Source organism: Maribellus mangrovi (assembly GCF_037646455.1).
In the GTDB taxonomy this organism is placed as follows: domain Bacteria; phylum Bacteroidota; class Bacteroidia; order Bacteroidales; family Prolixibacteraceae; genus Draconibacterium; species Draconibacterium mangrovi_A.
In genome coordinates this window covers 642,203-660,681 of sequence record NZ_JBBIXN010000002.1, presented here as the reverse complement: position 1 = coordinate 660,681, position 18,479 = coordinate 642,203, and the positions used below count along the sequence as shown (strand labels likewise).

The following is an 18,479-nucleotide window of genomic DNA, read 5'->3' as shown; positions in this document are numbered from 1 at the left end:
TAAGTTAAAAATTAAAATACCATCATTTGAATACTTCAGAAAAAAACGAGATACTACAACTCTTTGAGCATCAGTTTAATGAAAGCGTTGAAACTTTTGAAATGTTACCACAGTCGGGTTCGTACCGCGAATATTGCCGGCTGGGAAATCAGAACCGGACCGTTATAGGGGCCCTGAATAGCGATGTGAAAGAAAATACGGCTTTTCTGTCGTTTTCAAACCATTTGTATCATCGAGGAATCAAAGTGCCTAAGATCTATACGGTGAGTTCTGATCTGAAAAAATACCTGCTTGAAGATCTGGGTGACACCACGCTTTTTGCTTTTTTGAGCAAAACCCGTGAAGAGGAAGGATTCTCGGAAAACATCATTGCTGAGTATAAAAAAGTGTTGACGGCTTTACCCAGAATTCAGATCATTGGCGGTAAGGATATCGATTATTCGGTGTGTTATCCGCGAGAAGCTTTCGATAAGCAATCGATGATGTGGGACCTGAATTATTTCAAGTATTATTTTCTGAAACTGGCCAAAATTTCGTTTGATGAACAGGCACTGGAAGATGATTTTCAGCAATTCAGTAATTACCTGCTGAGTGCCAGTTCCAATTATTTTTTGTACCGCGATTTTCAGTCGCGAAATGTTATGCTGAAAAACGATGAAGTGTATTTTATCGATTACCAGGGAGGCCGCCGTGGTGCCCTGCAATACGATTTGGCTTCGTTGTTGTACGACGGAAAAGCCGATATTCCCGAAAGCGTGCGTCAGCATTTGTTCGAATTCTACCTCAATGAATTGAAGAAATACATGAAGGTAGACGTGGAGCGCTTCAAGGCCTACTTCAAAGGTTTTGTGCTCATCCGTATTATGCAGGCCATGGGCGCTTATGGTTTTAGAGGATTCTACGAGAAGAAGGAACATTTTCTGAAAAGCATTCCATACGCACTGAAAAACCTGGAGTTTCTTTTAAAAGATCTCGATTTGCCGGTAAAAATGCCCGAGTTGCTGAATGTTCTGAAGAGTCTGACTAAATCAGAAGTTCTGAAGGAAATCGGGAAATCCGATTCCGACCTGACGATCAGGATCACCAGTTTCTCTTACAAAAAAGGTATTCCTGAAGATCCTTCCGGAAATGGCGGCGGTCATGTATTCGATTGCCGTGCCATCAATAATCCGGGACGTTATGAGGAGTATAAAAAGCTAAGTGGTAAAGATCTGGCTGTACAGGAATTTCTGGAACAAAAATCGGAAATGGGGCTTTTTCTCGAATCGGCCAAAAAACTGGTGGAACAGTCGGTGAAAGTGTATCTCGAGCGTGGATTTTCGCATTTGTCGGTAAGTTTTGGTTGCACAGGCGGCCAGCACCGTTCGGTTTATTCGGCCGAAAAATTGAGTGAATATCTGCAAAACAATTATCCGGTAAACGTTGTTTTAGTACATCGTGAACAGGAGAATTGGAGATGAGTAAAAAAGCATGTAAGAAAAAAGGTTTCGAGGATAAAGAGCACCCAAAATACACCTGTAAAAAATGTGGTGCCCGGGTAAAAAAGAAAGACAAGGTTTGTAAACCCGAAAAAATGGCTTCGTAAAAAACGCTTGTTGAACGCCCACCACATTTTCTAATATTTTTATGGTTTAATTTGTAAGCGATTTTCGTGTTACCTTCTTGGTAATTAGACGGGCAGTTTATATTTTCGCACAAAATTTTAAAACAGACTAACAAATGGGAAGAGCATTTGAGTACCGCCGTGCAGCGAAAGAAAAGCGCTGGGATAAAATGTCGAGGGTTTTTCCAAAACTCGCTAAGAAAATAACTATTGCAGCCAAAGAGGGAGGACCCGATCCGGATATGAACCCGGCTTTGCGTACGGCAATCTTAAATGCCAAGCACGAAAATATGCCCAAGACCAATATCGATGCGGCCATTAAGCGTGCTTCGGGGAAAGATGCCGCCGAGTATACTGAGGTCTCATATGAAGGGAAAGGGCCGCACGGAGTTTTGGTTTTTGTTGAATGTGCAACCGACAACACTACCCGCACCGTTGCCAACGTTAAAAGTTATTTTAATAAAGCCGGTGGAGGTCAGGTTCCAAACGGATCGCTTGAATTCATGTTTTCGCGGAAGGCTGTTTTTGAGTTTGACCTGCCCGAAAGAATGGAACTCGAAGAAATTGAGCTGGAACTGATTGATGCTGGTCTGGAAGAAATTGAAGAAAACGAAGGTAAATATTATGCATACGCCGATTATACCAGTTTTGGTGATCTGGCTTCGGAGTTCGAAAAACTGAACATTGAACCCAGCAAGGCGGAATTACGTCGCATTCCGACTACACCGGTTGAATTTACGGAAGAGCAGATGGAAGAGATCGAAAAAATGCTCGATAAAATGGAAGAAGACGACGATGTTCAGGCGGTTTATACCAACATTGCATAAGTTTCGAAACAAGATTTTAACGATATTTGAAAACGCATTTGCCACCAGGTAGATGCGTTTTTTGTGTCCGAGTTTGTAAGTATACTCTATACCCATTCGTTTATCCTCCCCTGCAAGCAAGGAAGGAAGATTGGCTGGTGGTATTGACCAGTGCAGCTCAATTGTTGAGCTAAGGATCTTTGAAAAGGAGGCTAATCGTCTCTCCTTTGTCAAAGGGAGAGACAGGAGAGTGGGTAAATTATCTTCACATTTTAACTCGTTTAATATTTCTTTTTGATTTTTAGAAAATATTATTGTTTTAGTTTTATCACCCAAATTGCGGCATTAACCTCAAAAAAAGCTACACTCATCTAAAAACTTCAAAATTTCTGTAAGTTTTCCCTTATTTTCGGGTAAAACAATACTTATGCTGCCAGTACAGGAATACATTCAACATTTTAAAGAAATCTGGGAATCGAGCCCAGATCACTTTCCACACTTTCGCAAAGAATACAGCACCGTTGAAAAACAGGCACGGGAGCAGAATTACGAGCATTTTCAGGTCAAAATCAAAAGTCTCCAAAATCGCAGTAAAATACAACAGCTGAAAAACGATCCCGGAAGTTCGTTTTTCCCAATGTTCAAGGCTTTTCTCGAAACGGTTTTCGATTTTGAAAAAGACCACCTCAAACTGATTCTTTCGGATGAGTTTAAAAATGTTTCAAAAGACTTTTTTTACAAGGCCCGTGCGTTTGGTCCCGAGCTGAAACCTGATAATATTTATCAGGGTATGCGAAATGTCTGGATCATGAACGGCATTCAACTCATGCTTAATGTTCCGGTAAGCATAACTCCATCGGTTTTTGCATACTCCATGATCTATCCGTATAGCGATAATTTTCTGGATGATCCGGATATAACGGGTGGAGAGAAAGAGATCTTCTCAAGACGATTTAACAGAAGATTACATGGAGAAGAAGTATCACCTGCTTCATTTACTGAAGCGCAATTGTTTAAGTTGGTTGGAATGTTCGAGGATGAATTCCCCAGAATCAGTTTTCCTAAGGTATACGAAAGTTTGTACGCCATCCAAAAAGGACAGACCGAAAGTCTGGAAATGCATGCCGACAATGGACTGTCCGACGACAGCATATTACGAATTTGTTTTGAAAAGGGAGGCGCTTCGGTTCTTGCTGACGGATATCTTGTTACAGGAAAATTAACCCGCGAACAGGAACAGGCTTTGTTTGGCTACGGTGTATATCTTCAGTTGCTTGACGATATTCAGGATGTAAAAGAAGACTCGCTGGCTTTTACCAAAACCATGTTTTCGTGTCTGCCCGAAGATAACCTGGGAAGTTTTGTCAACCGCACGATCAATTTTGGCCGTGTAGCTTTGGAAGAAATGCGCTGTTTTGAAGGCGCCCGGAATGATGAATTTATCGATTTGATGAATCGCAGCATCGAAACAATGATCATTGAATCGGTTGGATTGAATAGAACCTGGTACACTCCTGCTTATCTGAAGGAACTTGAAAAATATTCACCACTTCATTTCGAATTTGTTCGACAGAAACGGGCCCAATCAAAATCTCAACGATTCGCAATGTTCCAAAAATATTTCGATACGGCCCAGCCGGTGAATGTCTAATGGTATTTAATTCTTAATCGCTTGAATCAAGTGGTTTAGCTTATCACGCAAGTCGATAATTTCATCTATACTTAGGTCGTCAACATCCAGTTTCCCGGCCAGCTGCATGGGAATTTCGGCGGCTTGCTCCTGAAGGTTCAAACCTTTTTTGGTCAGACTAATTACCATGCTGCGTTCATCTTTTTCCGATCTTTTACGCGTGATCAATCCCTGAACTTCCATTCGCTTGAGCAGGGGAGTTACCGTATTCGTATTCAGGATCAGTTTATGGGTAATTTCATTTACCGAAACCCGGTCGTTTTCCCATAAAACCATTAAAACCAAATACTGAGGGTAAGTCAGATCGAGTTTTTCGAGCAATGGTTGGTAGGCACGCGTAATCAGCCGCGAAGCCGCATAAATGGGAAAACAAACCTGGTTACTTAATTTTAACTGTTCATATTCCATTTAACGAAATTTGTTTTTAATTCTGTTCCAGCAATTTAGTAATCTCCGGTTCAAGTTTCTCGGGTGTGGTAATTGGCGCAAATCGCTTTACAGGTTTTCCATTCTGATCGATCAGAAATTTTGTAAAATTCCACTTGATCTTTTTTCCCAAAGTTCCACCCAGTACATTTTTTAGGTATTTAAAAAGCGGGTGAGCGTTATTGCCATTTACATCTACTTTCGAGAACATCTGAAAAGTGACACCATAATTGATCAGACAACCTTCAGCGATCGATTTTTCGTCGCTGGGTTCCTGGTTGCCAAACTGGTTACAGGGAAATCCCAAAATAGCCAGACCTTTGTCTTTGTATTTCTCGTGGAGCTCTTCCAAACCGGCATATTGCGGCGTAAAACCACATTTACTTGCCGTGTTCACAACGAGTACTGTTTTGCCCTTAAAGGCTTCCATGTCAATTTCTTTCCCTTGTAAACTCTTTGCTTTAAATTGATAAAAATTGTTTTCCATTGTTTAATCGTTTTTATACCATTTAATATATATCGTGTGCGATACAAATATAGGCATTTTAAAAATATATCGCACGCGATATAAAATTTTGGAAGACCATTTAATAATTAATTCACCTAAAAATCACAAAGAATCCATTGCATATTCAAAAAACAGTTCGTAGTTTTGCGAACAACGAACAATTAGTTATTATGGATGTAAAAGTATTTTCAGACAAGCAGGAAAAACTGGCCCGTTATGCCAAGGCGTTGGGACACCCGGTGCGTGTATATGTACTCGAATTACTGGGAAAACAATCGTGCTGCTACAGTGGCGATTTAAGCGAAGAGTTGCCGATTGCAAAATCGACTTTGTCGCAACACCTCAAAGAGTTAAAAGATGCGGGATTGATCCAGGGCGAAATTGAAGCCCCACGGGTAAAGTATTGTATAAATAAAGCGAACTGGGAAGAAGCAAGTGAATTGTTTAAAGCACTAATGAAAGATTAAAAAATTTAAATAATATGTTCGCCATTTTGCGAACTACGAACAATTACAACATTATGAATTATACAGATTTAAAACCGGCCAAAATGAACATTCAGGTGTTAGGAACCGGATGCGCCAAATGCAAATCGTTGGAAAAAGCTGTGATAAAATCGGTGTCTGACCTGGCTTTACAGGCTGACGTTAGCAAAGTGGAAGACATTGTGGAGATTATGCAGTTTGGTGTAATGAATACACCTGCTCTGGTTATTAACGGGAAAGTGGTTTTAAGCGGCCGATTGCCCAAAGACAAAGAATTAAAAGAATTATTAACCCAATAAAATTCAACTAAAATGAAAACAAAAATCAACTTAAAACTGCTTAGTCTTGTTTTTGCTCTGTTAGTAAGTTTAGGCCTTTCGGCACAACAAAGTACACCAACTCAGGAGAATGAAACGACAAAGGTGGATGTTTATTACTTTCACTTAACTACGCGTTGTGCCACCTGCAGAGCTATTGAATCGGAAGCAAAGCAAGATGTAAAAGAACTTTTTGGAAACGATGTAACATTCGCTGCCTACAACCTTGATGAGCCGGCCGGTGAAGCCAAGGGAAAAGAACTGGGTGTGAACAGTCAATCGTTGATAGCGGTGAAAGGCGATAAAAAAGTCAATCTCACGAATGAAGGATTTTTATATGCCCGCACCAATCCCGAGAAATTCAAACAGGTAATCGAAGAAAAGATTAAACCGCTGCTTTAGCATGGAAGGATTTTTAAGCGGACTGCTCGAAAACAGCTCATTGCCTTTTTTTACCGCATTGATACTGGGACTAATGACCGCCATTAGTCCATGTCCGTTGGCGACCAACATCACTGCAATTGGTTTTATTGGCAAAGACATTGAAAACCGAAACCGTGTTTTTTATAATGGTTTGGTTTATACGCTGGGCAGGGCAGTGGCTTATACCGTTCTTGCTTTAATTATTTTTCTGGGTGCCGACCAGTTTTCGCTGTCCGGGATTTTTCAACGTAATGGCGAAAAGATCATCGGTCCGCTGCTGCTTATCATTGGTTTGCTGATGCTCGATGTATTGAACATTAAATTTCCGGGAGTTAGCAAACTAACAAAGCGATACGAAAAGAATGGCATCAGAAATTACTGGGATGTGCTTTTGCTGGGCGTATTATTTGCGCTGGCTTTTTGTCCATACAGTGGTGTGCTTTACTTTGGCATGCTTATCCCGATGACCATCAGCAGTGCATCAGGTTTGTACTTACCGGTAGTATTCGCCATTGCAACGGGTATTCCGGTCATTATTTTTGCCTGGCTGATTGCCTATACCATTTCGGGAGTCGGGACAGTGTACAACAAGCTTAAAACCTTTGAGATCTGGTTTCGAAGGCTGATTTCAGTAGTTTTTATATTGGTAGGAATATACTACATCATAACCGTCTATTTTTAATAAATCGTTTAGGGAAGAATTAAGGAAGAGAGAAATGAACGAAAAAGTACTGACACTGGAAAAAACTAAAAATACCTGGCTGGTACCGGTTTTATTGTTGCCGCTTTGGGTATTGCTTTACGCCAACCTGGAGCACATAACCAATTTTCTGGTGTACGATCTGGTAGGCCTTGAAGAAGGAAAACACCTGACCGAATCCATCTGGTTTTTTGTTTTTGAAGTACCCAAAGTCATGCTTTTGCTGGTGTTGATCGTATTTTTTGTTGGCATCATCAGAAGTTGGTTTTCGCCGGAGAAAACAAGAAAAGCGCTTGAAGGAAAGTCGGTTTTTGCCGGTAATGTAATGGCCTCGGGACTGGGGATTTTAACCCCATTCTGTTCGTGTTCGGCAATTCCTTTGTTTTTGGGATTTGTAGAGGCCGGAATTCCGGTAGGAGTTACCTTTTCGTTTCTGATTGCTGCTCCGCTGATCAATGAAGTGGCCTTAATTCTGTTGGCCGGACTGTTTGGCTGGAAAGTCGCGTTGATTTATGTAGCAACGGGTCTGGTGATTGCAACCGTTTCCGGATTTATAATCGAAAAACTAAAACTTCAAAAATACGTGGCCGACTGGGTATACCAGGTTAAAGCCAACCAACAGGATCAGTCTGAAGAACGCCTGAATTTTTCCGACCGGATAAAAGTTGGCATTGATACTGTAAAAGAGATCGTTGGTAAAATCTGGATTTATATCCTGATTGGTATTGCAGTGGGTGCCGGTGCTCATGGCTATGTCCCGGAAGATGCACTGGCCCGGATCATGGGCGAGGGAAGTTGGTACGCCGTTCCACTGGCGATCATGCTCGGGATACCGCTGTATTCGAACGCCGCCGGAATTATTCCCATTGTAGCCGTGTTAATGGAAAAAGGAGTTAGTCTGGGTACTGCCCTCGCATTTATGATGTCGGTTATTGGCCTGTCATTACCCGAGATCATCATCCTAAAAAAAGTATTGAAATGGCAGTTTATCGTCATTTTTGTGGGGATTGTTGCGCTGGGAATTATCATTGTAGGATTCACCTTTAACTATATCATGTAAAACTATCAAACAAAAAATTATGAAACTAAAATCAATAGGATTTGTTGGCGGGGGAAGGATCACACGGATTTTTCTTCAGGGGCTGACAAACAAAAATGCCTTACCCGAAATCGTAAAAGTTTTTGACCCGAATGCCGAAACTATAAAAGCATTGCATGCTGATTTTTCAGAAATAACTGTTGCTGAATCTGCTGCCGAAGTTGCCACAGAAGACATCGTTTTTATTGCGGTGCATCCTCCTGTAGTGATGGAAACCTTGCAGGCCATAAAAGAATCAGTAACAGAAGATACGATTGTAATTTCTCTCGCACCAAAAATCACCATTGAAAAAATGGCATTGGTTCTGCCAACTCAAAAACTGGCAAGAATGATTCCTAACGCCACATCGTTTATTAACGATGGTTATAATCCACTTACTTTTTCTGACGATTTTGGTGCGAAGGAGAAAAAACAGGTATTTAAAGTGCTTAAGAAATTGGGCAAAATCCTTGAAACAGAAGAATCGAAACTGGAAGCATATGCGATTGTTTCGGCCATGTTACCCACCTATTTTTGGTTTCAGTGGCAGGAGATGGAAAACATTGCCCTCGAAACCGGTTTATCGGAAAAGGAAGCTCGGAAGGCAGTTTCATCAAGCTTGAAAAAAGCATGGAAACTCTATTACAAGTCTGATTTGAATCCTGAAGAAGTAATGGATTTAATCCCGGTGAAACCCATTGGGGAAAACGAAGATGAGATAAGAGATATACTGAATACTAAACTGATTGGTTTGTTTGAGAAGATCAAACCGTAGTTTTTTGAATAGACTGGAGTTGTTTTAGGAAGACATTTTAGATGAATATGATAAAGAAACATGGCATTCTGATCGTTTTGATTCTTGTAGTAGCAGGTTTACTTATTGCATTGGTTTTCAAGAATAAAATTTACGATTACATTGGAAGTGAGGTAAGTAAAAGTGCTTCAGAAGAGACGCAGTTTGTTGCTAAAGAATACATCCGTAAGCATTTCAACTACCTTGATAATAACGAAGACTTTGAATTTACTTTGTTGGAGTTTAAATCATCAGGTTGTACCATCTGTAAACAAATGGAGCCGGTTTTGGAAGCCATAAAAAACTGGGATGCTACAAAAGTAAATGTTCAGGTTATTCAGATCTTAAATCCCGACAGCCAGGAACTGATGAAATATTTTGGAATTGCAGCAGTGCCAACACACATCATTCTTGACAAGCAGGGAACAGAAGTTTTCCGAAAATACGGTTTTGTTTCAAAAGAAGAATTCAAAAATATAATTCAATTAAAAATTTAGAAAGAGAAGCATGAAAATACTTATACTTTGTACAGGTAACAGTTGCCGCAGCCAGATGGCACACGGTTTTTTGCAGTCGTTTGATGTGCGTATTCAGGTTGAATCGGCCGGAACAGAAGCATCGGGAAAACTCAACCATAAAGCTGTGGAAGTGATGAGCGAAATTGGGATCGACATCAGCTCGCACACTTCCGATTCGGTAGAAAAATACCTCGGAGAGGAGTGGGATTATGTAATTACTGTTTGCGGCGGTGCCAACGAAAATTGCCCGGCATTTTTAGGAAAAGTAAAAATGCGTTTGCATATGGGCTACGACGATCCTTCGCATGTGGTAGGAACTCCTGCATTTATCGAGAGTGAATATTATCGCGTTCGCGACGAGATAAGATCCGGGTTCCGAAAACTTTATGAAGAAGAATTGAAACCACAGTTGAGTTAGTTCAGTGTTCAAAGTTCAGAGAAGTTCTCAGTTTGTAGATGGCAGATTGGCTACTTTAATTTCTGTCATAACTTCGAACCACTTTCTAATCTTCTAAAATTCTAACATTCAAATATTCCAAATATGCCGTCACAACCACGTCTCAAATTTCTCGACAGATATTTAACGCTATGGATCTTTTTGGCCATGGCTGCAGGAGTGTTCAGCGGGTATTTATTTCCGGCGATCGCCGAGTTCTGGGAGTCGTTAAAACCATCGGAAGAAAGTACAACTAACCTGCCCATTGCTATTGGTTTGATATTGATGATGTATCCACCGCTGGCGAAAGTAAAATACGAAGAATTGGGCGATATTTTCAGAAATTACAAAGTGCTGAGCCTTTCGCTTATCCAGAACTGGGTGATTGGTCCGGTTTTAATGTTTGCACTGGCCATTGTGTTTTTTAAGCTGTTTCCAGGCGAAAACAATGCCAATCTGCCTTATATGTATGGAATTATCATGATCGGGCTGGCACGATGTATCGCCATGGTGATTGTGTGGAATGACCTGGCTAAAGGCGACACTCAATATGCTGCCGGACTGGTTGCATTTAACTCCATATTCCAGGTGCTGTTTTTTTCGGTTTATGCTTGGTTTTTTATAGCCGTTTTACCCGGCTGGTTTGGTGTTCCTACCAACGCCGCAGTTGAAAATATTACCATCGGGCAGATCGCCGAAAGCGTGTTGATCTATCTTGGAATTCCGTTTGCAGCCGGTTTTCTGACACGTTTTATCCTGATCAGGGTAAAAAATAAAAAGTGGTACGAACAGAAGTTTATTCCTAAGATCAGTCCGATAACTTTGATCGCATTGCTTTTTACCATTGTGGTGATGTTCTCGCTGAAAGGGGAGTACATTGTTAAAATTCCTATGGATGTAGTTCTGATTGCTATACCACTACTTATCTATTTTGTGGTGATGTTTTTTATTTCCTTTTCCATGGGGAAAAAGGTGGGAGCCAACTACAAGCAAACCGTTACGCTGTCGTTTACCGCTGCCAGTAACAATTTCGAACTGGCAATTGCCGTTGCCATTGCCATTTTCGGGATGAACTCGGGAGAAGCTTTTGCAGCAGTTATTGGTCCGCTTGTTGAGGTTCCGGTGATGATTGCACTGGTAAATGTTGCGCTTCGAATGAGACAAAAATTCAGTAAAACAGAAAAGGCTGTTTCCAGTTAGTAACAGCCTTTTCGTGTAAATCGACGATTTTATCAGCGCGTTTTTATCAGTTGTTCGGTTTTTGTCCAGTCATCCAGTTGAACGGTGATAAAATAACATCCCGGACTGAGATGTATATCCTGTATCTTAATTATACCTTGTTGCCCAAATACTTCCGAATACATGAGTTTTCCTGCGATATCACGAATATGTATTCTTGACTTTTTATAATCGCCATTTCCGCTAATCTGTATATTAATTTCATTCTTAAACGGATTCGGGTAAACTTTCAACGACAATTCTTCAGCAACCGGTGTTGAGGGTTTAACAGAAGCGCTTTTGGTTGATGCCGCTACAGAGATGTCAAAATCTTTCACATCTCCTTCAAAACCGTCGTCGCAGGGCAAAGGCAATGCTTGATTTCTCATACTGATTCTCATTCGGGTATTTTCGGTAATTACAGGAACCGTAATATCTGCACTTATTGTTCCCTTTTTACTCGGAATAGAAAGTACAGTTTCTGTTAAATCGTCGAATACACCGTCGTAATCCGAATCGATCCATATTTTCCAGTAATTGCGGTTTTTACTGTTCTCCGGAGTAAGTTCAACAGTGTTTGTTCCGGCGCTCAGTGAAACAATACGCTCAGTATAATACTGGTAACCTGATCCCAACTCGAAAGTTTCAGAAAAGCTGCCAATCGTAACTGCCTTTATGAAATCTCCGGTATTGATCATATTCTCTGGGAAACAGTAGTCGGAAGCTTCGCAGGCATCATTTGGATCTGTAGGACAAGCGTCGCATCCATCCGGAACGCCATCATCATCCGTATCAACATTGTCATCATAACCAGGACAAATGTCGCTGTCATCGCAAATACCATCAATATCGCTGTCAGAAAAGGTTCCTGCACACACATTACAATCAACATAGATATCATTTTCTGTACAGGGATCATTATCGTTACAACTCTGTCCTAAAAGATTATTATCAAACTCAGGACATTCATCGCAACCATCCGGAAAACCATCTCCATCTGTATCAATATTGTCGTCATATCCCGGACACTGATCAACTTCATTACACACTCCGTCGCCATCGTCATCAGCACAAGGTTCAACTTCGCCAGTACAGAAATCAACTGCACTAAAGCTAATACTCATGGTTGATGATCCTGAGTCGCCATCATCGCCATCGGTTAAACTGACTGTAACCGATTGCACATATCCGGAAATACTAATTTCAACAGTACTTACATCTGCTCCGCTGTATATGCCTCCAGATTGCGTAATACCATTTTCATCAATATAAATTATCGAGACAAGTTCAGTGTATCTGTTGGCTGGTTTACCTAACTGTGTGTTGATTCCACTTATTGTAAAGGAAACATCCATACTATTGTTTGGAAGATCTAATGTTGTTGAACTGAGACCAGATCCGGAGTGAATCAATAAATTATCTTCAAAATTGGTAGTTTGAGCCATACAATCATCGATACAATCGGCAATACCATCATTATCCGAATCGGTATCCTCAATACCACACCCACAATCTCCGGGTTCCGTTTTATTCGGATCATCCGGACAGCCGTCAATACAGTCGGCTAAACCATCGTTATCCGTATCAGTATCAGCAACTCCACATCCACAGTCACCCGCTGTTGTTTTGTTTACATCATCAGGGCAGTCATCCATACAATCAGCAACTCCATCGCTGTCGGAATCAGTATCCGGGATACCACAACCGCAAACCCCCGGTGTCGTCTTACTGGCATCATCCGGACAGCCGTCTTGACAGTCTGCAAGACCATCACCATCTGTGTCGATAGATACACCAAATTCATCGACATAATCCGGACACGGTGAATTAATTTGATTATCATTGGCATCGCAAACTCCATCACCGTCGCTGTCGAGACAACTTACTGTAAGCTGTTGCGAAGTGTTGTTGCTGGCATCGTCATCATCCGTTACAGTTAGCGTTACGGTAAATGTTCCGGGAGAGGAATAAGTGTAAGTTGGATTTTGTTCCGTAGATGTGTTCCCATCTCCAAAATCCCATTGCCAATCGACAATGGTTCCATCGCTGTCACTTGACTCATCAGTAAAATCTACGTCAAGATAAGTAGCAGAATATGAAAATTCCGTTGCAGGAGGAATATTATCATCGCCAACAGTATATTCGATGGTTAAAACGGCTGCAGAGGCAGGCAATCCGTCATAAGCCACGGCAACTCTTTTGTTGGTTTCGGTTCCGGTAATAAAAAGCGAAATGGCACTTGTTACAGAAAATCCGGGTCGATCGACAATTTCCTGAATAACAGGCGAAAAGTCGGGTGATTGCTGATTTATACCAGCTTCGTTAACCGTGTTCCAGTCAGGAGGGCTCCAGTTTACGTTATTTAAAGTCTTGGTCCGGTTTGAAAGATCATATGCTGAACTTGTAAATGCCGGCGAATCATCACTCGCATCTCCCGATATGATAAGGTTAACAGTTCCGGCTGAAGCTTCATCAACTGTAAATTGAATCGATGCACTTGTAATTGTAGCTCCCTGTGGAATATTAAGGTCGCTAAAATGCAGTCCGACTGTTTGCAAAAACTGGTCGTTGTAGGTATCGTAAATCAATTCCAGGTCGGTACTGGTTGTGTACATGGCTCCATTTTGACCTTCCTCAACATCATCGTTGCTTGATGCAATCTGCGCAGAAACAGTTTCAGAAAAGACTCCAACTGTAATGTTCACAGGTTCGGAAGTGGTTTCTGCATTCAAATCATCGCTTGCTTTTGCTGTAATGGTGTAAGTCCCGTTGGCAGGAATAGTCCAGTTTACTTCGAAAGGCGATGTATTATCTGATCCAACCGAAACACCGTCAACAAAGAATTCAACTTGCGAAACGGAGCCATCCGAGTCACTCGCATTAGCTAAAAGAACGATGGATTGCGTGAGGTTAAAATGTTCTCCTTCTTCCGGATTGGTGATCGAACAAACAGGTGATTCATTGCTTATACCTCCTTCTATAAATATTGGAGAAGAGATTGCTTCATCACCGTCGTTTTGTGTTACTTTTATGTAATAATAATCGCCATCGGAAGTGCTTATATTTTCGCTGATATTTACATCTGGAATGCCGGGAGTCCATGTGCTAAGCACTGCTCCATTTAAAAACAGTTGAACTTGCGAGAATATTTCAGCATCATCATCGGAAGCAAGAATTTGGAGCGATTGTCCTGAATTGCCCTGTATGGTAGAGCCCATTTCCTGTCCATTTATTGTGAACGACAATTTCAGGTTCTTATCAAGCGTGGTAAAAAATCGTTTGCTTTTTATCGCCTCATAAATATCGGCTCTGGTCAGATTACTGGCGAGTACAGCAAGTCGGTTATCCGTGCGCGTTCCCCAATTGGAGGTATGGTTATCCTCCGAACCTCCCGCACCAATCCTCCAGTCTTGGGTTAATGCCTCATCAAAATATCCTAAGTTGCCATCCTGAGAATAATAACCATCGTTGTAGTAATACACATTAAACACATCTGTTTTGTTCCACAATTCCATACCAACAAACTTGTCAGAAGGAGTATCAAGGAACTGTCCAAATTCTTCATCGGTGGAATTCTGCCGGCCGGGATGATTAAAAAAGGCAGCACATTCCCGTGAACTCACCCATGAAAGCAAATCACTGAAATTTGGTTCGGTACCTGTTGTGCAATAATCTTCAGTATTTATTACCGTTACGTGACCGTGTGTGCTGTGCGACCATTCAAAACCCCAAAAAGTGGCAAACACGCCATCTTCATTGTAGTTTTCGGCCGTATTTTTAATGGTTGTCCACTCCGTGGAATTGATCAGATAGGCGTGGTCGGAAAGGCTGAAGAAATCCAGACCGGCGGTATTTTTTGCGTAGTTATAGGCCTCATCTGGTGTTCCTGTTCCATCCGAAGCATTGGAGTGGTTATGAAGGTGACCGTAATAGACATTATAATCTCCAATTGCCTCAGCAGGAGCAGCGTTAAACATTGGTTTGTTTCCATCTCTGGCGTCCGTTTTCGCAATCACCGTTCCTGATATAATCAACAAGGAAAGTATTGCACTAATTTTAAAAGTGAATAAAGTTTGGTTTTTCATGATTTAGTTGTTTTTTTGAAACTGATTTTATAAAGGGTCTGAAAATAAGATCGATACAAAATACGATTTTTTGTTTCAAATAAAAAACTGAATTTCATAAATACATCAATTTGGATTTATGTTCAATATTTTTTCGCCTTTCAATTAGTAACAAATCTTGTTTTTCAATTGATGCAGATACTATTTGTAAGTTAGAAATTAATTCAGTTTTTCTCTCCGGCCGTATAAAAGCGTGTTGTTGGGTAAGCAAACTGGATGTCTTTTTCGGCATTAAAAGCAAGCAATACTTTTTGCCAAAGTGCATTTTCACTGCCGCGGCGGGTGCGCGGGTTGCAAAGATACCGGACCGTTAAACGCACACCAAATTCTTTTACCGAGGTGTAAACGATAGGAGTAAGGTGTTTGTAGTAAATCATATAATTCTTGCTGGCTTCATGGATTTCTTTTTGTGCCTTTATCGGAATATCCTCTTCCAGCTCGTTAATTATCTTTTCGAGCAATGCTTTTGCCTTCTCCCAGTTACTCTCGAAAGTAATGTTTACAGCCACTTCATTCCAGATGTATTCGAAACCCGAACTGTAGTTGGCCTGCGGTTTCAGGAATACCTTTCCGTTTGGCAGGTGGATGATTCTTCCGGTGCTCTGGTCAGCTTCTACCCAGTTGCCAATTTCGAGCATGGTAAACTGAAAAGGACGAATATCGATAATATCGCCGGTGTGTTCGCCAACCTGCACCCGGTCGCCCACCACAAAAGGTTTTCTAAAAATAATGAAGAGCCAGCCGGCAAAATTGGTCAGCGGGTCCTTTAATGCAATGGCAATACCGGCAGTAAACAGTCCCAGAAATGTTCCAAACTCTTCAAATGCCTTAACCCACACTGCACCAATGAGCAGGAAGCCTAAAGTTGGTATGAAAAATGATAAAGATCGTTTCCACTGGTAGCGCGTTTTAATGTTCTCGGTATTTCGCCAGACTAGCCTTAATACAAGAATCCGAAACAGCGACAGAAAAATAATAATTAACACCGTAAACACTATTTTTTCAAATGTTTCGGTATTTAATCCAACATGATGCGTCAGGAATTCATTTATCTGTTTCATTGGCGCACGCCTTTTACGAGGAAATTTACATATTATAGAGCAAATTGCAACTATTGAAATCTAATTAATACTTTTCTGATCTTTTGAATGCACAAAAAGAGTAGTACCTATATTATCGTAACCTTTAAATACCTCTTCCTTACCATGTTTCACCAGTTCTTCACGAAGCCCGATTAAAGTGAGCCCGGCTTTATCCGACTTTTGCGAAATAATTTCTTTGGCCGAAACCCCCTCAGGTTGAATGATCACCTTGATGTTATTCTCGTTAATGGGAAGACGCCCCAGGATGACCAGGTTTTTGAGCTCTTTGCGTATCAACGGGAGTTCTTCTTCTTTGCATAAAGCAAATATTTTTATTTCGGTTTTTTTCAGTTCGGGATGACCAAGAATAATAAAACTCAATAAAATCATCAGGTTGGCATTTTCGGTGTCCAGTGAATTAATCCAAATGTGAATGCCGTTTTTCATGTTCATTGGTTTTTCAGAACATGCCAGGATACAGATGTCGAACTTACCACTGTTAACCAGTGCAAAATTCTCGACCACTTTTTTGAGTTTTTCCGGACTTTCTTTGTCGTATTCAAAAATTACCATATTGTTTTCCATACCGGCCACACCGGGTATTTGTATGGCTTGCGAAATAGCTGAAGTATACGAAGGCGAAATAATGGTATCGATGTAAACATAATTTTCGGTATTGCTGATCCCCTCAAAAATTTCGTGCAATTTCTTCTCGGCCTGATCTACCGTATTCTTCGAATAATAATCCTCAATCAAATGTAAATAGGTTCCAAACCCGTATTTAAACGAAATCCAGTTGAGCAGGTTAAATGCTTTATTCTGGTGAATTGGCTTACTCGATATACAAATGGCACTTGGTCGCCATTCCTGGTGGGTAACTTTATCGCGGCGTTTCTGAAGCATGACCTGTAAATCGCGGTTTAGTTGAAACAAGGCATTGGCAAAAATAGAGGCAAATCCTTTGCGGTATTTGTGGTAATGATTCACGTACAGATACATCAAAGTCATTACTGAAATGGCCAGCAGCGCATAAGGTGTACTTATTTTGAACATCACCCACACCGAAACCAGGAACCCAATCAGTGAAATAAACCATCTGGAACGGAATGTTGGCCGGTAGGAAGGAGAGGAGCCAAAATGGTTGAGAAAAGAAATCAAACACAGCGATCCGTAGGTAACCATAAAAAACATCGAGATTATAGATGCTACTGCATTTACATTCCCGAGCGCCACGAATACAAATGCAATGATTGCGGTTACGAGTGAGGCATTTTGCGGTTCATTGTCGGCAGGATTTACAGTGGAAAGCCAGCGGTTAACTTTTTTTGATGGCAAGGCTTTATCGAGTGCCAGTGCCTGCAATGTACGCGGGGCTACCATAAACGATCCCAGGGCAGACGAGATGGTTGAAGCAGCCAGTCCCAAAGGAACAACAATGGCACCGGCAATGGCAATATCGCCCATGATCAGTTGTTTATTCAACAGGTCCTCAATTGGGGCCGACGACGCCAGTTTGAATACAATAAAAAAGTAAATGATCATGCCCGAGACCGTAGCCAGGATTGTACCCAGCGGAATCGATCGGGAAGGTCGTTTCAGATCACCGGATAATCCCACACCAGCCGTCATTCCTGTAAAAGCCGGGAATATAATGGCAAATACAACAAAGAAACTTTGCGGATTTCTGAATGCGCTGTCTGACAGGGAATAGCTTGTGTTTTCGGCATGAGTGGTGTGTCCCAGGAAAAACATGACCAGTGATATCAGTAAAACGCCAACCACAATATACAATGCTTTTACGCCAAGGTTGGCGCCTTTTTTTATGATCAAAATTGCCAGGCCGATCATTACCGGCAGACTGATCACTTGCCGTGGCAGAATAAAATCATAGCTTCGCGCGATCCAGTCGAACAGAAATTCAAAGGCTTCGGTAAAAGCGATCACGTAAAAAGCCACGCTGATGGCCTGCGAAAAATACAGTGCCATTCCAATGGTAGCCCCAATATTCAGACCGAAAGATCGCGAAATAATAAAGTATTCTCCACCGCCTTCAACGCGCTTGTTGGTGGCAATCTCGGAAATGGCCAGAGCGGTTGGTATAGTTACCATGTGCCCGAGAAGAATGATTAACACCACACCCCAAAAACCGAGCGTACCAACGGCATAGCCAAAGCGCAGAAAGAGAATTGCTCCTAAAATGGTGGAAATTGCAGTGAAAAAAACGGGAGCTGTCCCAAATTGTCTGATCTGTTTTGTCATAAAAAATTATAAA

General features: G+C 41.3%; 18 protein-coding genes. 13 read left to right on the top strand and 5 right to left on the bottom strand.

Going from position 1 to position 18,479, the window contains the following annotated elements; genetic code table 11:
• The first annotated feature begins 26 nt into the window (after nucleotides 1-26).
• The 4 genes from WFY05_RS10825 (at nucleotide 27) to WFY05_RS10810 (ending at nucleotide 4,060) form a co-directional block, all read left to right on the top strand.
• Nucleotides 27-1,460: a RapZ C-terminal domain-containing protein gene (locus WFY05_RS10825; protein WP_340112859.1), complete on the top strand. Its 1,434-nt coding sequence runs from the start codon at nucleotides 27-29 to the stop codon at nucleotides 1,458-1,460.
• A complete protein-coding gene (locus tag WFY05_RS10820) occupies nucleotides 1,457-1,585 on the top strand; it encodes a hypothetical protein (RefSeq protein ID WP_340112858.1) in 129 nt (42 codons plus the stop codon). Before WFY05_RS10825 ends, WFY05_RS10820 begins: the two co-directional genes overlap by 4 nt.
• Before the next feature lie 134 nt (nucleotides 1,586-1,719).
• Complete coding sequence (locus WFY05_RS10815) at nucleotides 1,720-2,430, top strand: YebC/PmpR family DNA-binding transcriptional regulator (protein WP_340112857.1); 711 nt, start codon at nucleotides 1,720-1,722, stop codon at nucleotides 2,428-2,430.
• A 406-nt stretch (nucleotides 2,431-2,836) separates the two neighbouring features.
• The gene (locus WFY05_RS10810) at nucleotides 2,837-4,060 is read left to right on the top strand and encodes an isoprenoid biosynthesis enzyme family protein (protein ID WP_340112856.1); all 1,224 of its coding nucleotides are present in this window, start codon (nucleotides 2,837-2,839) and stop codon (nucleotides 4,058-4,060) included.
• A gap of 6 nt (nucleotides 4,061-4,066) precedes the next feature.
• Here WFY05_RS10810 and WFY05_RS10805 read toward each other — a convergent pair whose 3' ends face one another.
• Together WFY05_RS10805 and WFY05_RS10800 are read right to left on the bottom strand one after the other, a co-directional pair.
• Entirely contained in the window at nucleotides 4,067-4,507 is a 441-nt protein-coding gene (locus WFY05_RS10805) for a MarR family winged helix-turn-helix transcriptional regulator (RefSeq protein WP_340112855.1), read from the bottom strand.
• Nucleotides 4,508-4,523: 16 nt separating this feature from the next.
• The gene (locus tag WFY05_RS10800) at nucleotides 4,524-5,012 is read right to left on the bottom strand and encodes a glutathione peroxidase (protein ID WP_340112854.1); all 489 of its coding nucleotides are present in this window, start codon (nucleotides 5,010-5,012) and stop codon (nucleotides 4,524-4,526) included.
• A gap of 191 nt (nucleotides 5,013-5,203) precedes the next feature.
• On the opposite strand from WFY05_RS10800, the gene WFY05_RS10795 reads away from it, so the two are divergent.
• From WFY05_RS10795 to arsB, 9 genes are all read left to right on the top strand, one after another.
• Nucleotides 5,204-5,500: an ArsR/SmtB family transcription factor gene (locus WFY05_RS10795; protein WP_340112853.1), complete on the top strand. Its 297-nt coding sequence runs from the start codon at nucleotides 5,204-5,206 to the stop codon at nucleotides 5,498-5,500.
• A gap of 53 nt (nucleotides 5,501-5,553) precedes the next feature.
• A complete protein-coding gene (locus tag WFY05_RS10790) occupies nucleotides 5,554-5,817 on the top strand; it encodes a thioredoxin family protein (RefSeq protein WP_340112852.1) in 264 nt (87 codons plus the stop codon).
• A gap of 12 nt (nucleotides 5,818-5,829) precedes the next feature.
• Nucleotides 5,830-6,237 carry a nitrophenyl compound nitroreductase subunit ArsF family protein gene (locus tag WFY05_RS10785; protein WP_340112851.1) on the top strand — a complete coding sequence of 136 codons (408 nt, stop codon included), beginning with the start codon at nucleotides 5,830-5,832 and terminating at the stop codon, nucleotides 6,235-6,237.
• A 1-nt stretch (nucleotide 6,238) separates the two neighbouring features.
• Nucleotides 6,239-6,940, top strand: a complete 702-nt coding sequence (locus tag WFY05_RS10780; protein WP_340112850.1) for an aromatic aminobenezylarsenical efflux permease ArsG family transporter — start codon at nucleotides 6,239-6,241, stop codon at nucleotides 6,938-6,940.
• A 34-nt stretch (nucleotides 6,941-6,974) separates the two neighbouring features.
• A complete protein-coding gene (locus WFY05_RS10775; protein ID WP_340112849.1) occupies nucleotides 6,975-8,018 on the top strand; it encodes a permease in 1,044 nt (347 codons plus the stop codon).
• Between the two features lie 19 nt (nucleotides 8,019-8,037).
• Nucleotides 8,038-8,811, top strand: a complete 774-nt coding sequence (locus WFY05_RS10770; RefSeq protein ID WP_340112848.1) for a pyrroline-5-carboxylate reductase family protein — start codon at nucleotides 8,038-8,040, stop codon at nucleotides 8,809-8,811.
• A 41-nt stretch (nucleotides 8,812-8,852) separates the two neighbouring features.
• On the top strand, nucleotides 8,853-9,326 hold the full coding sequence (locus tag WFY05_RS10765; protein ID WP_340112847.1) for a thioredoxin family protein: 474 nt from the start codon (nucleotides 8,853-8,855) through the stop codon (nucleotides 9,324-9,326).
• A gap of 10 nt (nucleotides 9,327-9,336) precedes the next feature.
• Nucleotides 9,337-9,765 carry an arsenate reductase ArsC gene (locus WFY05_RS10760; protein WP_340112846.1) on the top strand — a complete coding sequence of 143 codons (429 nt, stop codon included), beginning with the start codon at nucleotides 9,337-9,339 and terminating at the stop codon, nucleotides 9,763-9,765.
• A gap of 123 nt (nucleotides 9,766-9,888) precedes the next feature.
• Entirely contained in the window at nucleotides 9,889-10,983 is a 1,095-nt protein-coding gene (gene arsB, locus WFY05_RS10755) for an ACR3 family arsenite efflux transporter (RefSeq protein ID WP_340112845.1), read from the top strand.
• Between the two features lie 32 nt (nucleotides 10,984-11,015).
• On the opposite strand, the gene WFY05_RS10750 is transcribed toward arsB, so the two are convergent.
• The 3 genes from WFY05_RS10750 to WFY05_RS10740 form a co-directional block, all read right to left on the bottom strand.
• Entirely contained in the window at nucleotides 11,016-15,086 is a 4,071-nt protein-coding gene (locus WFY05_RS10750) for a CehA/McbA family metallohydrolase (protein ID WP_340112844.1), read from the bottom strand.
• A 203-nt stretch (nucleotides 15,087-15,289) separates the two neighbouring features.
• Complete coding sequence (locus WFY05_RS10745) at nucleotides 15,290-16,186, bottom strand: mechanosensitive ion channel family protein (protein WP_340112843.1); 897 nt, start codon at nucleotides 16,184-16,186, stop codon at nucleotides 15,290-15,292.
• Nucleotides 16,187-16,246: 60 nt separating this feature from the next.
• Nucleotides 16,247-18,466: an amino acid permease gene (locus tag WFY05_RS10740; protein ID WP_340112842.1), complete on the bottom strand. Its 2,220-nt coding sequence runs from the start codon at nucleotides 18,464-18,466 to the stop codon at nucleotides 16,247-16,249.
• Between the last annotated feature and the right edge of the window lie 13 nt (nucleotides 18,467-18,479).

What these genes read in the sequence shown, in the direction of transcription:
- WFY05_RS10820 (WP_340112858.1), top strand. Translation starts at nt 1,457, where the DNA reads ATGAGTAAAAAAGCATGTAAGAAAAAAGGTTTCGAGGATAAAGAGCAC.
- WFY05_RS10815 (WP_340112857.1), top strand. Translation starts at nt 1,720, where the DNA reads ATGGGAAGAGCATTTGAGTACCGCCGTGCAGCGAAAGAAAAGCGCTGG.
- WFY05_RS10810 (WP_340112856.1), top strand. Translation starts at nt 2,837, where the DNA reads ATGCTGCCAGTACAGGAATACATTCAACATTTTAAAGAAATCTGGGAA.
- WFY05_RS10805 (WP_340112855.1), bottom strand. Translation starts at nt 4,507, where the DNA reads ATGGAATATGAACAGTTAAAATTAAGTAACCAGGTTTGTTTTCCCATT.
- WFY05_RS10800 (WP_340112854.1), bottom strand. Translation starts at nt 5,012, where the DNA reads ATGGAAAACAATTTTTATCAATTTAAAGCAAAGAGTTTACAAGGGAAA.
- WFY05_RS10795 (WP_340112853.1), top strand. Translation starts at nt 5,204, where the DNA reads ATGGATGTAAAAGTATTTTCAGACAAGCAGGAAAAACTGGCCCGTTAT.
- WFY05_RS10790 (WP_340112852.1), top strand. Translation starts at nt 5,554, where the DNA reads ATGAATTATACAGATTTAAAACCGGCCAAAATGAACATTCAGGTGTTA.
- WFY05_RS10785 (WP_340112851.1), top strand. Translation starts at nt 5,830, where the DNA reads ATGAAAACAAAAATCAACTTAAAACTGCTTAGTCTTGTTTTTGCTCTG.
- WFY05_RS10780 (WP_340112850.1), top strand. Translation starts at nt 6,239, where the DNA reads ATGGAAGGATTTTTAAGCGGACTGCTCGAAAACAGCTCATTGCCTTTT.
- WFY05_RS10775 (WP_340112849.1), top strand. Translation starts at nt 6,975, where the DNA reads ATGAACGAAAAAGTACTGACACTGGAAAAAACTAAAAATACCTGGCTG.
- WFY05_RS10770 (WP_340112848.1), top strand. Translation starts at nt 8,038, where the DNA reads ATGAAACTAAAATCAATAGGATTTGTTGGCGGGGGAAGGATCACACGG.
- WFY05_RS10765 (WP_340112847.1), top strand. Translation starts at nt 8,853, where the DNA reads ATGAATATGATAAAGAAACATGGCATTCTGATCGTTTTGATTCTTGTA.
- WFY05_RS10760 (WP_340112846.1), top strand. Translation starts at nt 9,337, where the DNA reads ATGAAAATACTTATACTTTGTACAGGTAACAGTTGCCGCAGCCAGATG.
- arsB (WP_340112845.1), top strand. Translation starts at nt 9,889, where the DNA reads ATGCCGTCACAACCACGTCTCAAATTTCTCGACAGATATTTAACGCTA.
- WFY05_RS10750 (WP_340112844.1), bottom strand. Translation starts at nt 15,086, where the DNA reads ATGAAAAACCAAACTTTATTCACTTTTAAAATTAGTGCAATACTTTCC.
- WFY05_RS10745 (WP_340112843.1), bottom strand. Translation starts at nt 16,186, where the DNA reads ATGAAACAGATAAATGAATTCCTGACGCATCATGTTGGATTAAATACC.
- WFY05_RS10740 (WP_340112842.1), bottom strand. Translation starts at nt 18,466, where the DNA reads ATGACAAAACAGATCAGACAATTTGGGACAGCTCCCGTTTTTTTCACT.